This is a genomic window from Actinoplanes oryzae (assembly GCF_030757795.1).
Lineage (GTDB): Bacteria > Actinomycetota > Actinomycetes > Mycobacteriales > Micromonosporaceae > Actinoplanes.
This window is the reverse complement of record NZ_JAUQWH010000039.1, coordinates 19619-35441: the sequence shown is the minus strand read 5'-3', so window position 1 is coordinate 35441 and position 15823 is coordinate 19619. Positions and strand designations below refer to the sequence as shown.

At 73.7% G+C, this 15823-nt stretch carries 8 protein-coding genes and 2 pseudogenes; 6 read left to right on the top strand and 4 right to left on the bottom strand.

The features are described 5' to 3' along the window. Nucleotides 1–24: 24 nt before the first annotated feature. Entirely contained in the window at nucleotides 25–2826 is a 2802-nt protein-coding gene (locus tag RBH18_RS15595; RefSeq protein WP_306208267.1) for a helix-turn-helix transcriptional regulator, read from the bottom strand. Between the two features lie 172 nt (nucleotides 2827–2998). On the opposite strand from RBH18_RS15595, the gene RBH18_RS15590 reads away from it, so the two are divergent. The 6 genes and pseudogenes from RBH18_RS15590 to RBH18_RS15565 all read left to right on the top strand — a co-directional run bounded on the left by RBH18_RS15590 (nucleotide 2999) and on the right by RBH18_RS15565 (nucleotide 14942). Then, complete coding sequence (locus RBH18_RS15590; protein WP_306208265.1) at nucleotides 2999–3634, top strand: adenylate/guanylate cyclase domain-containing protein; 636 nt, start codon at nucleotides 2999–3001, stop codon at nucleotides 3632–3634. Nucleotides 3635–3673: 39 nt separating this feature from the next. After that, nucleotides 3674–8923 (top strand): diguanylate cyclase, encoded by a 5250-nt coding sequence (locus RBH18_RS15585; protein ID WP_306208263.1) that lies wholly within the window; start codon nucleotides 3674–3676, stop codon nucleotides 8921–8923. A 123-nt stretch (nucleotides 8924–9046) separates the two neighbouring features. Beyond that, a complete protein-coding gene (locus tag RBH18_RS15580) occupies nucleotides 9047–11104 on the top strand; it encodes a DNA gyrase/topoisomerase IV subunit B (protein ID WP_306208261.1) in 2058 nt (685 codons plus the stop codon). Between the two features lie 13 nt (nucleotides 11105–11117). Beyond that, nucleotides 11118–11378, top strand: a pseudogene (locus tag RBH18_RS15575) (DNA gyrase subunit A); the annotation flags it as partial. A 312-nt stretch (nucleotides 11379–11690) separates the two neighbouring features. Continuing rightward, nucleotides 11691–12191 (top strand): annotated as a pseudogene (locus RBH18_RS15570) (LAGLIDADG family homing endonuclease); the annotation flags it as partial. 24 nt (nucleotides 12192–12215) lie between these two features. Next, on the top strand, nucleotides 12216–14942 hold the full coding sequence (locus RBH18_RS15565; protein WP_306208321.1) for a DNA topoisomerase (ATP-hydrolyzing): 2727 nt from the start codon (nucleotides 12216–12218) through the stop codon (nucleotides 14940–14942). Between the two features lie 88 nt (nucleotides 14943–15030). On the opposite strand, the gene RBH18_RS15560 is transcribed toward RBH18_RS15565, so the two are convergent. From RBH18_RS15560 to RBH18_RS15550, 3 genes are read right to left on the bottom strand one after another with little or no spacing between them, the layout of a single operon-like run. Then, nucleotides 15031–15324 (bottom strand): DUF4287 domain-containing protein, encoded by a 294-nt coding sequence (locus tag RBH18_RS15560; RefSeq protein ID WP_306208259.1) that lies wholly within the window; start codon nucleotides 15322–15324, stop codon nucleotides 15031–15033. A gap of 30 nt (nucleotides 15325–15354) precedes the next feature. Continuing rightward, nucleotides 15355–15585: a hypothetical protein gene (locus RBH18_RS15555; RefSeq protein ID WP_306208257.1), complete on the bottom strand. Its 231-nt coding sequence runs from the start codon at nucleotides 15583–15585 to the stop codon at nucleotides 15355–15357. Then, nucleotides 15560–15769 carry a hypothetical protein gene (locus RBH18_RS15550; protein WP_212987039.1) on the bottom strand — a complete coding sequence of 70 codons (210 nt, stop codon included), beginning with the start codon at nucleotides 15767–15769 and terminating at the stop codon, nucleotides 15560–15562. The genes RBH18_RS15555 and RBH18_RS15550 overlap by 26 nt, the downstream gene beginning before the upstream one ends. Nucleotides 15770–15823 lie beyond the last annotated feature (54 nt).

Below are 15823 nucleotides of genomic sequence, written 5' to 3'. Positions count from 1 at the left end.
CACGAGAAGATAACGAATGCCTGGTCAGGCGGCACCGAGGAAGACGCGGCTGGCCTGCACGCGGGTACGTACCTGGAGCTTGTCGAAGATGTGCCCGACGTGCACGCCGACCGTGCGCTCGCTGATGAAGAGCCGCCGCCCGATCTCGCGGTTGGTCAGCCCCTCGGCCACCGCCGCGAGCACCTCCCGCTCCCGGTCGGTCAGCGCGGCGAGCTCGCCCTGCACCCCGGCCGCGGGTGCGGAGGAGACGAGGGCCACCCGGGCGCGATCCGCCACCTGCACGATCTCGGCCAGGAACGGCTTGGCGCCCATCGCCTGCGCGGTCTCGTACGCCTCCTTGAGCGCCGCCGTCGCCGCGGCCCGCCGGGTGCGCCGGGCGAACGACGCCTCGGCCTGCCGCAGCCGCGAGTAGGCCCGCGGGTAGGGCTGCTTGCGCCTGTCCCACGCGGCGGCGGAACGGGCCCACAGGTCGGGGTCGCTGCGCTCCTCGATCCGGCTGATCTCGGCCGCGCACAGGTCGAGATAGGCGTCGATCATGGCCCGCACCGGCCCGGTGGCGGCGGCCGCGCCCTTGGCCATGCGGTGGACGACGGACTGCAGGCGGCGCACGGCGAGCTGGTCGACCGGGATCTCGCCGCCCGCCCGGGCCTCCGCCTCGGCGCGCAGGCCGTGCCAGGCCAGGATGCCCAGGAGCACCAGGTCGTCGGACTTCGTCTCGGTCAGCCCCCGCTGCACGGCGGCCCGCGCCACGTCGTGCTGCCCGCGCCACATCGCGTTGCCGGCGCGCAGGGTCAGCATCGGGAAGACGTGCCGGGCGCCGCCCCCGGCGAGGATGGTGGCGACGGCGTCGAGGTCGCGGTCGGCCTTGTCGGCGTCGCCGAAGCCCACGTAGAGCCGGCAGCGGGCGAGCAGGATCTCGACCGCGTCCGCGCCCGAGGGCCGGTGCTTCATCGCGTCGTTGAGCAGCAGCTCGGCCTCGGCCCACTGGCCTATCCGGAAGAGTCCGTTGGCGGCGATCGCCAGCAGCCGGGTCGCGTAGACGCGGCCCTGGCCGAGCGCCGCGAGCTTCTCCGCGCCGCGGCGGGCGACGACCACCCCCTCCTCGACGCTGCTGAGCGGGTTGGCGAGCAGCTCGGCGAGGTGCTGGTAGGCGATGCCGATGTCCTCCGGGTGCCCGGAGCGCTCGGCGATGGCCACGGCCTGGCGGATGACGGCCAGCCCGGCGTCGGTGTCCTCGCGCAGGGCCAGGCTGAACCCGAGCGCGGCGCTGGCACGGACCAGGTCGGCGGTCGAGCCCTCGGTGCCCTCGGCGAGGTCGAGCGCCTCGCGGGCCCGGTCGGCGGCGTCGGCATAGCGGCCCAGGTGCACCAGCAGCTCCGCCAGGTACGCCGCCGCGCTGGCCTTCTCGCGCGGCGTGCACTCCTGCGCGGCGAGCGCCGCTTCGTACTCGGCCTCCGCATGGGCCGTACGCCCGGCGGCAGCCAGATAGCGCGCCCGGCGCAGGTGGATCTCGCACCGCCCGGGCCCGTCCGCGCGCGCGGCCAGCTCCTCGAGCGTGGTCAGCGCGCGCTGGTGCTCCCCGCAGCGGTGGGCGGCCTCGGCGGCGTGGCCGAGCAGCTCGGTGCGCCGCTGGTCCTCGTCGCAGGTCAGGGTGAGCGCGAGGGCCCACTGGCGGAACGCCTCGGCATAGCCGTAGAGCTCCTCGGCGGCGCGCGCGGCGGCCACGACCGAGGGCAGCGCCCGCACCGGCTCGCCCGCCCGCTGCCAGTGGTGGGCGAGGCGGGCGTGGTCGTCGTCGCCCGGCGTGGCCTCGATCGCCTCGGCCCAGCGGCGGTGGCGCAGCGCGTGCTCGGCCGGCAGCACCTCCTGCTCGAGGATCTCGGCGACCACCCGGTGGCGCAGCCGGTAGCCGTCGGTGGCGCTGGTCACGAAGCGGTGCGCGACCGCGGCGCGCACGCCCTCCAGCAGCTCCGGCTCGCTCAGCGGCAGCGCCCGGGCCAGCAGCGCGTGCTCCACCGGCTCGACGCCGGCGGCCACGGTGTGCACGACCTCGTGGGCGTGCGGCGGAAGCTCCTCGACCCGGGACAGGAAGATCTCGCGCAGCGTGTCGGACAGCTCGACCCGGCCGTCGCGCAGGTCGCGCGCCAGCTCCTCGGCGACGAACGGGTTGCCGCCGCTGCGCTTGAAGATGCGGGCGGCGTCCTCGGCCGCGGCCTCGGGCCCGGCGACGGCGGCGACCAGCTCGGCGGTGGCCTCGCGGTCGAGCGGGGCGAGGTCGATCACCTGGACGGACCGCAGCCGCCGCAGCTCGGCCAGCACGCGCCGCAGCGGGTGGGAGCCGTGCAGCGACTCGGCCCGCACGGCGGCGAGCACCGAGAGGTTGATCTCGCCGAGGCCGGCGAGCAGATAGAGCAGCAGCTGACGGGTGCTGCGGTCGGCCCACTGGAGGTCGTCGAGCACGAGCAGCAGGCGCCGGCCGCTGGCGAGCGTGCGCAGCTCGTGCGAGACCCGCTCCAGCAGCGCGCCCGCGCCGTCGGGGTCGGGGGTGGCCGGCCCGGACCAGGCGCCGGCGTGGCGCAGCGCCTGCAGGACGGGGTGCAGGGGGGAGGCGTCGCCGATGTCGAGGCAGGCGCCCCACAGTACCGCGGTGTCGTCACCGAGCGTGCCCGCCACCTCGGTGAGCAGCCGGGTCTTGCCGACGCCGCTCTCGCCGGTCACGAACACCGCCGCGGTCCCCCCGGGCCCGGCCGCCGCCAGACCGGCGCGCAGGGACGCCAGGATGCCGGAACGTCCGACAAGTGGCGCGTCATCCCCTTCGCTGGCCATGCGTGGCAGCCTAGTGGTAACGACCGGCCGTCGTTCTCGTCGGTTCGGACTGTTCTGCGTCACGAAATACCGACGGACTCCGCACTGTCGCAGATACGTCATTCTGCCGATCCGGGGTCCGTGACCGGCTGGCACTGTTCTCCACGCCCTAGGCGGGAGAGGAGCGCCAGACATGAATGCAACCGCACCGTTGAGCTGCCGGCGACAGACCGTCACCGTGCTCTTCATCGACATCGTCGGCTTCACGAGCCTCGTGGAGACGCTGGACTGCGCCGACGTGCACGAACTGCAGGTGGACTACTTCCGGACGGTCTCGGCCGTGGTGCGCGAGGCCGGCGGGGTGGTCGAGAAGTTCATCGGGGACGCCGTCATGGCTGTGTTCGGCGCCACATGTCCGGATGCCGGGACGCCCGAGGCGGCGCAGCGCTCGGCGGCGGCCGCCGTCAACGCCGGGATGCTGGTGCAGGAGGCGCTGCGGGGGCGTCTCCTCGCCGGCCGGCACCCGGTGCGCACCCGGGTCGGGCTCGCCACCGGCGACGCGATCGTCGACCTCGAGGCGACCCGGCAAGGCGGCTACGGCATGGTGCACGGCAGCATTGTGGCCACGGCGTCGCGCCTGCAGGCGTACGCTCCGCATGACACCGTCGTGGTGTGCGCGGCCACCTGGGAGGCCAGCGCCGAGGCGGTCGCCTACCAGGAACTTCCCCCGGTCTCCGTGGCCGGCAAGCGGGCCCCCGTCGAGCTGTGGCGCGCCCTGCACCCGCGCAACGACCTGGCGGCGGTTCCGGTGCTGCAGGCTTGCGGGTAAAACCTTCAGCACGCCGCCGGGGAGCCGATAGAGGCAAACGTGGGTGCCTCGCCTTCCGTTCCGGCCGAGCCGGCAGCGGCACAGTTCGACCCCGGCGCATATGACGCCGGGCTCGAAGTGCTGGGCGAGATCGGCCGGGGTGCCGAGGCGGTGGTCCTGCGGGTCCGGCGCGGCGGCACCGAGTACGCCCTGAAGCAGCTCCTCGCCGACGACCTCGCCCCCGAGCGGCGCCGCGAGTTCCGCCGCCAGGCCGCCCTGCTCGCGGCGATCACCGACCCGCACCTGCCCCGCGTGCACCAGGCCGGGGAGATCGCCGGCCGCCCGTACGTGATCATGGATCTGGTCCCCGGGGAGCCGCTGGCCCGCCGGCTGCTGCGCGGGCCGCTGGACGAGCGGCAGGCCGTCGGACTGGGCATGGACCTGGCCGCCGCGCTGCACGCCGCCCACGAGCACGAGCTCGTGCACCGCGACATCAAGCCCGAGAACGTCCTGGTCACCGAGGCCGGGACCGGCACGCTCGTGGACTTCGGCCTGGCCACCATGCCCAGCGGCGAGGCCCTCGGCCCCGGCGACGCGATCGCCGGCACGCTGATCTACTGCGCCCCTGAGCAGGCGGGCATGCTCAACCGCCCGGTCGACGCCCGCTCCGACCTGTACGCCCTCGGCGCCGTGCTGTTCGAGTGCGTGACCGGCGCGCCGCCCTTCGCCGCGGACGACGTCGGCGAGCTGCTGCACCTGCACGCCACGGCGCCCGTACCGGATCCGCGGGCCCTGGCCCCGGGCCTCGGGGCGACCTTCGCCGCGATCCTCGTGCGGCTGCTCGCCAAGGACCCGGACGACCGTTACCGCAGCGCCGCCGGGCTCCTCGCCGACCTGCGCCGCCTCGCGGCCGAGCCGGGTGCGGTCTTCGCGCTGGCCGAGCGGGACTGCCCGCCCGTCCGCGCCGAGACGCCGCTGACCGGCCGGGACGCCGAGTTCGCAACGCTGCGTGACCACTGGACCCGGGCCGGCGGGGGCCACGGCGGCCTCGTGCTGCTGCACGGGCCCACGGGCGCGGGCAAGACGCGCCTGGCCGCCGAGCTGGCCGCCCACGTGGCCACGACCGGTGGCGTGGTGCTGCGCGGCGGGGCGTCGTCCAGCGACCGCCGGCCGATGGGACCGCTGCGGGCGGCCGTGGACGCGTACGTCCGGGATCTGCTCGCGGCCCCGGGCGGCCGGGAGCGCGCCACCGGGATCGTGCGCGCCGCGGCCGGCGAAAGCGCTGCCCTGCTCACCAGCCTGTCCCCGGCGCTCGACGAGCTGCTCGCCGGGCCCGAGCTCACCGGCGAGGTCGGCTTCGGCCGGCACGCCGCGGCGGTCGCCGACCTGCTCGCCGGCCTGGCCCGCACGGCCGGCCCGGTGCTGCTGCACCTCGACGACGCCCAGTGGTACGACGAGGGCACCGTCCGCGTCCTGGAGCAGCTCGCCACCCGGCTGGCGGACGTCCCGATGCTGGTCGTCGCCACCGCGCGCCGCGACGAGGACAAGCCGTCGCCGGTGCTCGGCCGGCTCACCGCGGTGCGGACCACCGAGATCGGGCTGGCGCCCTTCGGGCCGGCGGACATCGTCGAGCTCATCGCCCGCATGTCCGGCGGGATCCGGCTCGCCGACGCCGCGGGCGTCCGCATCGCCACGCTCACCGGGGGCAACCCCTTCGCCACCGTCGGGTACGCCCGCGCGGTCATGGACGCCGGCCTGCTGCGGCCCGTGTGGGGCGCGTGGGAGGTCGACCAGGACGGCGTACGCGCCCTGCAGCTCCCCGCCGACTCCGCCCAGCTGATCCTGCGCCGCCTCGCCGGGATCGACGAGCGCGCCCGGGACCTGCTGCGCATCGCCGCGGTCGTGGGCACCACGTTCGACCCCGAGGTCGTCGCCGAGGTGGCCGGGGCCGAGCGGCGCGCGACCCTGGACAGCCTCGAAGGGGCGATCCGCCAGGGGGTCGTCGAGGCACGCGACGGCGCCTACCGGTTCGTGCACGAGAGCATCCGTACGGCCGCCCAGGCGGGACTGGCCGCCGCGACGGTGACCGAGCTGCACGGGCGCATCGCCGACGCGCTCGACGCCCGGCCGGACTCCGACGCGTACGTCCTCGCCCGGCACTGTGTCCTGGCCGGTCCCGCCGCGGACCCGCAGCGCACGCTGCGTGCCTGCACCGACGCGGGCGCCCGGGCCCTCGCCGAGCACGCCGCCGACACCGCCCTGACCCTGCTGGAGGCGGCCCGCGCGGCCGCCGTCGCCGGGGGCATCCACCTCAACGGCCGGTTCAAGCAGCTGCTGGGCACGGCGTACCACCACAACGCCCGCTTCGCCGAGGCCGCCGAGACCCTGACCGAGGCGCTCGCCGAGACGCCCGACCGGGTCCGGCGCGCCGGGCTGCAGCTGCTGCTCGCCCGCGTGCACGAGAGCTCCGGCGCGGGCGCCGCGCAGCTCCAGGCGGTCGAGAACGGCCTGGCCGAGCTGGGCCGCACCCTGCCCGCGCACAAGCTGGTCCGGGTGGCCACGACGTTCTGGCTGGTCGTCGTCGCCGGGCTGTGCCGGCTCACCGGGCTCGGCCACGGCACCGCGAAGGGCGGCACCCGTGAGCGGCTGCGCCTCGAGGCGACCCTGCACCACTTCGGGGCCTCCGGCGCGATCCGGATCCTGCGGCCGGGGCGGGCGTTGCTGCACGGGATGCGTACGCTCTATCCGGTCAACCGGCTGGGCCGCTCCCCGGAGCGCGCCCGCGACCTGGCCGCGCTCGGCGTCGCCCTGCGCTTCCTCGGGATGAAGCGCCTGGCCGGCCGGGTCACCGGCCACGCCGGGCGGCTCGCCGCGGAGCTGGGCGACCCGACGCTGACCGCCCGCATGGACTGGATGACCGCCGTGGCGATGCACGCCACCGGCGGCGACTCCGGCGAGCGCCTGCGGCGGGTGCTGCACGAGCGCGACCGCTTCCTCGACCCCGGCCTGGTCCTCGACAGCTATTCCATCCTCGGCTGGGAGGGCCTGCTGCGCGGCGAGGTCGCCGAGGCCGAGGCCGCCACCGTGGGCCGGCGCCGCTGGCAGGACATCACCGGCCACGACGACCGGTCCTGCATGGTCGCGGTCGAGGCAGCGCTGCTCGCCCTGCGCGGCCGGGCCGGCGAGGCGCTCACCGAGCTCACCCGGGCCGGCGAGGCCGCCCGCGAGGTGCACGAGATCGTCCACACGATCATGGCTCGGATGGTGGGCGCCCTGGAGCGCGACGACCTGGGCGCCGCCTTCGACGACGCGGTCGCCGAGTTCGAGGGGCTGGGGCTGGGCGTCCGCGACGTGCTGCCCAGCCACCACGGCTTCTACGTCTACCTGGCGTACGGCCGGCTGGAGCAGGCCCGCCGCGCCGCCCCCGCCGAGCAGGAGCGGGCGATGCGGGCCGCCGGGGACGCCGTCGCGCTGCTCGGCCGGGTCACCCCGCGGCCGCTGATCGCGGCCCACCACCGGATCGCCCGCGCGGCCCTGGCGGTGCTCACCCCGGGCGGGGCGGCGTCCGCGCTGACGCTGCTCGCGGAGTCCGAGGAGCTGTTCCGTACGGTCGACGCGCCGCTCACCGCGTACGAGTCGACCCTGGTCCGGGCCCGTGCGCTCGCCGCGTCGGGCGTCCGTGGCGAGGCCGAGCGGCAGGCCTACCTGGCCGCCGGCATCGCCGAGAAGCGGGGCTGGCCGCACCGGGCCCGCAAGGCCGCGGCCGAGTTCCGCATCGACGCCGGGCGCCGCAACCGCGTGCCGGTCGCCGCCGGCCGGGGCCGGGAGGGGCAGCGCTGGGCCGCCCTGGAGCAGCTCAGCAACGCTGCCTCCCGGGTCATCGACCCCGAGCGGCTGACCCGGGTGGCGCTGGACGAGACCGTCCGGCTGCTCGGCGCCGAGCGGGCCCTGCTGTTCCTGGTCGACTCGGCCAAGGGCCGGCTCACCCCGTACGTCGGCCGCGACGCCGCCGGACAGGACCTGACCGAGCTCAAGGGCTACAGCAAGACCGTCGTCAACAAGGTGCGCCGGAGCCGCGAGCCGCTCGTGGTCACCGGCACCGACGAGGGCGAGGCCCTGGGCGCCGCCAGCGTCGTGCAGTACGGCCTGCGCAGCATCCTGGTCGCCCCGCTCGAGCTGGACGACCGCCTGCTGGGCGTGGTCTACCTGGACAGCCGGGTCGCGAAGGGCGTCTTCACGGTCGACGACGCCGACGTGCTCACCGCGATCACCCACCACATCGCCGTCGGCCTGGAGACCGCCCGGGCCGCGCAGCTCGAGGTCGCCGTGGCCGCCGCCAACCGGCAGCGCGACGTCGCCGAGACGCTGCGCCGCGCGATGGCCCGCCTCACCGGCACCCTGGACCCGGAGCTGGTGCTGCGGCGCCTGCTGCTCACCGCCCGCCAGACCCCCGGCGGCGAGCGCGGCTGGCTGCTGCTCGGCACCGCCGAGTCCGCCGAGATCAGCGTGCTGGGCAGCTCCGCCGGCCCGGCGTCGCTGGTCCTGGCCGAGCACCCCGAGCTGCGCAAGCTCTTCGAGAACCGGCAGGCCGACCTCACCGCCGGCACCCCGCCGTGGGCGTCCGCGCTGGGCGACTGGGCCGGCACCAGCTGGCTGACCGTCACCCTGGACGACCGCGAGGGCATGGTCGGCGTGCTGATCCTCGCCAGCGAGAAGGAGGGCGTCTACACCGCCGCCGAGCTGGGCGTCGCGGCGGCGCTGGTCAGCCAGGGCATGGTCGCCTACGACAACGCCCGGATGTTCACCCGGATCAACGAGCTGGCCACCACCGACAGCCTCACCGGCGTCGCCAACCGCCGGCGCTTCTTCGAGCTGGCCGAGCGTCAGCTGGTGGCGGCGCTCGACGGCCGGCGCCCGGTCACCGCGCTCATGCTCGACATCGACCACTTCAAGAAGATCAATGACACGTACGGGCACCAGGCCGGCGACGACGTCATCAAGGAAGTGGCCGGGCGGGTGGTGGCGTGCGTCCCGCCGGACGGCATCGTCGCCCGCTACGGCGGCGAGGAGTTCGCGGTGCTGCTGCCCGGCGTGGCGGACGACGGGCCGGCCATCGCCGAGAAGGTGCGCGCCGCGATCGCGGGCACCGAGGTGGACACCCGGATCGGGGACATCCCCGTGACGGTCAGCGTGGGCCTGTCCGTGCTGCGCGCCGACGACACGCCCGACGCGCTGCTCGCCCGGGCCGACGCGGGGCTCTACGAGGCCAAGCAGGCCGGCCGCAACCGTGTCATGGCTCACGATGCGTAGCTTTTGACCGCTTTGTCGCGTGGCGGGTACGTCACCTCCGGTCCCGCCTCACCGATCATGTCGTACCTCCCCGGTAGGCTCGCCGCGTCGTTGACGGCTGTGACTGCTCGGGAGTAGTACCTCGTGACTGCGCAACAAGAGATCCTCTACGGGGCCGATGACCTCACGCACCTCGAGGGCCTCGACGCGGTCCGCAAGCGTCCGGGCATGTACATCGGGTCCACCGACAGCCGCGGCGTCAACCATCTCGCCAACGAGATCATCGACAACGCGACCGACGAGGGCGTGGGCGGCCACGCCCAGCACGTCGCCGTGGTGCTGCACCCCGACGGCTCGGTGCAGGTCGACGACGACGGCCGCGGCATCCCCACCGGCATCAACGCCAAGTCCGGCCTCTCCGGCGTCGAGCTGGTGCTCACCCGGCTGCACGCGGGCGGCAAGTTCGGCGGCTCGGGCTACAAGACCTCCGGCGGCCTGCACGGCGTCGGCGCCTCCGCCGTCAACGCGCTCTCCCTGCGCTTCGACGTGACCGTCAAGCAGCAGGGCAAGGTCCACGAGATCTCCTTCCAGCGCGGCGTGCCCGGCGTCTTCGCCGGCCCCGGCCCCGGCGCCAAGTTCACGCCGCAGCCCGGCCTGCGCGTCGCCCGCCGGATGAAGCGCGGCGAGAGCACCGGCACCTCGATCCGCTACTGGTACGACGCCCGCTACTTCGAGACCGGCGCCAGGCTCGACGTCGAGGTCGTCAAGGCCAAGCTGCGCAACACGGCGTTCCTGGTCCCCGGCGTGGAGTACGTGATCGCCGACTTCACCGGCGAGGAGCCGGTCGAGGAGACCTTCCACTACCCGCACGGGCTCGCCGACATGGTCGAGTTCCTGACCCCGGCCGCCGACAAGCCGGTCTCCGGCATCCTCATGGTCACCGGCGAGGGCTCCTACAAGGAGAACGCCGCCGACGCCAACGGCGTGATGCAGTCCAACGTCGAGCGCAAGGCCGAGATCGAGGTCGCGTTCCGCTGGGGCACGGGCTACGAGCGCACGGTCGAGTGCTTCACCAACACGATCCGCAACATGCACGGCGGCACCCACCGCAAGGGCTTCGAGCGGGCCATGGTCCGCGCCCTCAGCGACGCCGTGCGCAACACGCGCGGCCTGCTCAAGCCCAAGGAGGACGCGCCGGTCCTCGACGACTACCTGGAGGGGCTGACCGCGGTCATCCACGTCCGGGTGCCCGAGCCGCAGTTCACCTCGCAGACCAAGGACGAGCTGTCCACCGCCGGGGTCACCCGGGTCGTGCAGGGCCTGGTCGAGCAGCACCTCAAGCAGTGGATCGACGACCGTAAGACCAAGGTCGAGGCGCGCACGGTCCTGCAGAAGGTCGTCGACGCCGCGCGCGTGCGCCTCACGCAGAAGCAGCAGAAGGACGCGGCCCGCCGCAAGACCGCCCTCGAGGGCGCGTCGATGCCGCCCAAGCTGGTCGACTGCCGGGCCACCGGGATCGGCCGCAGCGAGCTCTACATCGTCGAGGGCGACAGCGCGCTCGGCACCGCCCGCATGGCCCGCAGCTCCGAATACCAGGCGCTGCTGCCGATCCGCGGCAAGATCCTCAACGTGCAGAAGGCCAGCCTCCAGCAGGTCCTCGACAACGCCGAGTGCTCGGCGATCGTCCAGGTGCTCGGGGCCGGGTCCGGGCGCACCTTCGACATCTCCACCATGCGCTACGGCCGCGTCATGATCATGGCCGACGCCGACGTGGACGGCTCGCACATCCGCACGCTGCTGATCACGCTCTTCGCCAAGTACATGCGGCCGGTGATCGAGGCCGGCCGCCTCTTCGCGGCGATGCCGCCCCTGCACAAGGTGAGCACCAAGGGCCGCAGCCCCGAGGTGATCTACACCTACACCCAGCAGGAGATGGAGGCGACCGTCGGCCGCTTCGAGAAGGCGGGCAAGACGGTCAGCAAGCCGGTGCCCCGGTTCAAGGGCCTCGGCGAGATGGACGCCGACGAGCTGTGGGACACCACCATGAACCCGGCCTCCCGCACCGTCCGCCGCATCACCCTCGACGACGCCGAGCGGGCCGAGGCCACGCTGGAGCTGCTGATGGGGGAGCGGGTCGAGCCCCGCAAGAACTGGCTCATCGAGGCCGGTGGCCGCATCGACGAAGACACGATCGACGCCTGAGGAACGGTTGACCATGGCACGCCGCAAGCAAGAGCAGTCCCGGGTGGACCTGTCGGCCTTCGACCAGGCCGGCGCCCGGGTCATCGACAACCCCATCACCACCGAGGTGGAGGACTCCTACCTGGAGTACGCCTACTCGGTCATCCACAGCCGCGCGCTGCCCGACGCCCGCGACGGCCTCAAGCCCGTGCACCGCCGCATCCTGTGGTCGATGTCCGAGCAGGGTCATCGACCCGACCGGCCCTACGTCAAGTCCGCTCGCGTCGTCGGTGACTGCTTCGTCCGGGGCACGTTGGTCTCGACGCCGGACGGGCTGCGGCCGATCGAATCCTTCGACGTCGGCGACCTCGTGCTGGATCCGGCGGGCCGGCCGGTGCCGGTCACCGCGGTCTACGAGAACCCCGCCTCCGAGCTGGTGCGGATCACCTGGTCGAACGGCCACTCCCAGATCGTCACCCCGGGGCAGCGGTTCCGCGTCGTGACATCCGCCTACGAGACCGAGTGGGTCGCCGCCCGCGACCTGGGCGGTCGGCTGACCGTCGGATACGGCGACGGCCGGATCGAGGCCGGGGTCGGCACCCGGGACATGTACGCCTATGTCCGCGGCCTCATCGTCGCGGAGGGCTTCGCCGTGGACCGCAGCCGCGCAGCCGACGGCCGGGTCCGGCTGCACATGTGCGACGTGGAACCGCTCGATGTCGCGCATGGCTGGGCGATCGAGGCGGGCGTCAATGTGTCGCGCGGCAAGCGAGTGGCCAAGAATCCGGCGCATCGTGATCAGCACATTCTCACGTTCAGCCGCCATGCCGGCCTGCTGGAGGCCGGGACCCCGCGGAGCGACGCCAAGCTGGTGCCGGGCGACGTGCTGGGCGACCGGCGCTCGTGGGTCGCCTTCCTCGCCGGCTACTTCGACGGCGACGGTTATGTCCGCAAGCGCAACCGCGAGATCGTGTTCGTCAGCACGAGCGCCGGCCTGCTGCGGCAGGTGTACGCGATGCTCGCGGACTTCGGCATCGCCGGTCACCACTGGGCGCGGGAAAGCGACACGGGCCACAAGACCCTCCACGGGCTCTCAGTGTCCGGGCGCGATGCCCAGGCGCTGGCATTGTTGATGCTTCCCCTGGTCCAGATCGGCTACAAACAGGACGGCCTGCGCATTCTGGCGGAGACCGGCTACCACTACCCGGGCAAGCAGAGCAGCGACCGCCTTCCCGCCAAGCGGATTTTCGAGGAGTTCTCGGCCGCGCATCAGGGTGGCGGCTGGTTCCGCGACATCGAGGGCAAGGCGTTCCGGGCGGGGCTGGCCGCTGAGGGGGCGGTCGTGCGGTACGGCCGGGACCGCAACGGCAAGCCGCTCGCCGAGCGCATGTTCCCGCTCGACCGTGCGCGCCGGGACGGCTGGCTCGACAAGCTGCACAGGATCGGCTCACCGCTGGCCGGGCGCCTCGAGGAGCTGTGCGGCTATTCCTTCGCGGAGGTCGTCGCGGTCGAGCCGGTCGAGGCCGGCACGACGTACGACATCCAGGTCGGCAGCGACGACCATGCCTTCGTCGCCGAGGGCCACGTCGTCCACAACTGCATGGGTAAGTACCACCCGCACGGCAACACCGCGATCTACGACGCCATGGTCCGGTTGGCGCAGGACTTCTCGCTCAATGTGCCGCTGATCGACGGGCACGGCAACTTCGGGTCGCCGGACGACGGGCCGGCCGCCGAGCGGTACACCGAGGCGCGGATGTCGCGCGAGGCGATGCTGCTCGTCGGGGAGCTCGGCGAGGGGACCGTCGACTTCAAGCCGACCTACGACGGCGACGCCGTGGAGCCCAAGGTGCTCCCCGCGGCCTTCCCCAACCTGCTGGTCAACGGCACGTCAGGCATCGCGGTCGGCATGGCGACCAACATGATCCCGCACAACCTGGGCGAGGTCGTGGCGGCCGCGCGCTGGCTGATCAAGCACCCCGGCGCCACGCTGGACAAGCTCATGAGCTTCGTGCCCGGGCCCGACCTGCCCACGGGCGGTCAGCTGCTCGGGCTCGACGAGGTGCGCCGGGCGTACGAGACCGGGCGCGGCGTGGTCCGCATGCGCGCGAAGGCGACGACCGGCCCGCTCGAGGGCGGCCGCGGGCGGCAGGCCATCACGGTGGTCGAGCTGCCCTACGGCATCGGCAGCGAGAAGATCATCGAGGCCATCACCGAGGAGGTGAAGGGCAAGCTCTACGTCTCCGGGCCGAAGAAGGGCCAGCGGCAGGCCGCCCGGCTGCAGGGCATCGCCGACGTGAAGGACCTGACCGACCGCGAGCACGGCACCCGGCTGGTCATCGAGTGCAAGGTCGGCGTCAACCCGCAGGCCCTGCTCGCCGACCTCTACCGGCTGACCCCGCTGGAGACGTCCTTCGGCATCAACAACCTGGTGCTGGTCGACGGGCAGCCGCGCACGCTCGGGCTCAAGGAGCTTCTCGAGGTCTTCCTGGCCCACCGCTACGACGTGGTGACCCGGCGCACGACGTTCCGGCGTACCAAGCGCCAGGACCGGCTGCACCTGGTCGACGGCCTGCTCATCGCGCTGATCGACATCGACCGGGTGGTCGCGATCATCCGGGGCAGCGACGACGCGGCGGCGGCCAAGGCGGCGCTGATGAGCGAGTTCGGGCTCACCGACATCCAGGCGACGTACATCCTGGACACCCCGCTGCGTCGGCTCACCCGCTTCGACCGGATCGAGCTGGAGACCGAGCAGGAGCGGCTCAACGCCGAGATCGCCGAGCTGTCGCGCATCCTCGACAACGAGGACGTGCTCAAGCAGGTGGTCTCCGACGAGCTCGCCGAGGTCGTCAAGGAGTTCGGGGCGCCGCGCCGCACCACGCTCATCGACGGCGATCTCAAGGAGGTGCTCGCCGCGTCCGCGCCGGCCGGGCCGCTCGAGGTGGCCGACGACCCGTGCCAGATCATCCTGTCCGCGACGGGGCTCATCGCGCGGACGGCCGCGGAGAGCGAGGAGGCCGCCGAGGGCAAGCAGCGCAGCGGCCGGGGCAAGCACGACGCCGTCCGCGCCGTGGTCCACGCGACCGCGCGCGGCCGGATCCTGCTCGTCACCAGCCGGGGCCGCGCCTTCAAGACGGACGTCCTGCCCCTGCCGGTCCTCCCCGAGCAGACCGGCACGGTCTCGCTGCGCGGCGGCATGTCGGCCTCCGAGCTGATCCCCCTGGAGAAGGGCGAGAAGGTCGTCGGCCTCGCCCCGCTCACCCCGGGCAGCTCGCCCGGCCTCGCCCTGGGCACCCGCCGCGGCATCGTCAAGGTGTGCGCCCCCGAGTGGCCGGTGCGCTCCGACGAGTTCGAGGTCATCACCCTCAAGGACGGCGACGAGGTCCTCCAGGCCACCTGGCTCGGCGACGGCGGCGAGGCGTTCGTCTTCGTCACGTCCGACGCGTCGCTGCTGCGCTTCCCGGCCAAGCTGGTCCGCCCGCAGGGCCTCAAGGGCGGTGGCATGGCGGGCATCAACGTCGCCCCCGACGCCGAGGTCCTGTCCTTCAACGTGGTCGACACCCGCGACGACCAGCACGGCGAGCCCATGGTCGTCACCGGCACGACCACGCAGGTCAAGCTGACCCCGTTCGCGTCCTACCCCGCCAAGGGCCGCGCCACGGGCGGCGTCCGGGTGCAGCGCTTCCTCAAGGGCGAGGACCGGCTCACGGTCGCCTGGGTCGGCCCCCGCCCGGTCGGCGCGGGCACCAACGGCGACCCGATCGAGCTGCCGGAGCCGGACGGGCGCCGGGACGGCTCGGGCACCCCGGTCGCGATGAGCCCGCAGATCGTCGGCCACCTCATCGAGCGCGGCTGAGCCCCCGCGCATCGTCCGCCGCCCGGGTGGGTCTCCCACCCGGGCGGTTTGCGTCGCTCTGCCGGTTCTCCGCTTTCGGGCGTGCGGGTCAGCCCGCCGGGCGGGTGGCCTTGCCGTCGAGCCAGAGCTCCGTGGAATCGTCGCGGTGGGTGCCGTCGGTGCCGACGTGCTTGTCGCTGATGGTGGGGCCGTTCTTCAGGACGTGCCAGAGGGCCATGGCGTGGCCGCGGCCGACGTCATAGTCGTTCTTGAGCCAGGCCGCGACGTCGCCGGCCTTGGCCTGCGGGGGCTCGAGGCCCTTCTCGTGGGCGAGCGCGAGCAGCTCGCGCGGGGTCTTGCCGGTCTTGTCCTCGATCGCGTCGAGGTAAGCCTGGAACGACATGGGCCTCATCCTCGCCCACCGGCGTCATCATCACCAGGTCGGACGCAGACGGCCCGGCGTGGCGAGCCGGGCGAGCGCGTCCCGCAGCACGGGCAGCTGATCGGGCGGCAGCCGGTCCGCCCACGGGCCGAGCACCTCGGCGGCGGCTTCCTCCGCGGCGCGGGACGCCGGCGCCGAGGGCGGAAAGGAGACGCGCCCGGCCCGGGGGGCCGGGCGCGCTCGTTTCGTGGGAGGTCTACTTGGACGGCTCGGGGATGTCACAGGTGATCTTCGGGTTGACGCCCAGCCAGTTGAGCGGGCCGGCGACCACGGTGACGATGACCGTGCCGGCCTCGGCGCAGCTGGCGTCGCCCGTGTCCTTGAAGTAGCCGCGCTCGAACGCGGCCACGGCGCCGAGCACGAGCCAGATGATGACGATGACTCCGCCTATGGATCCTGCGCGCATCGGGGGGCTCCTAACCAGGTGGGGAACTGGCCGCCAGATACCCCGTACCGTTCG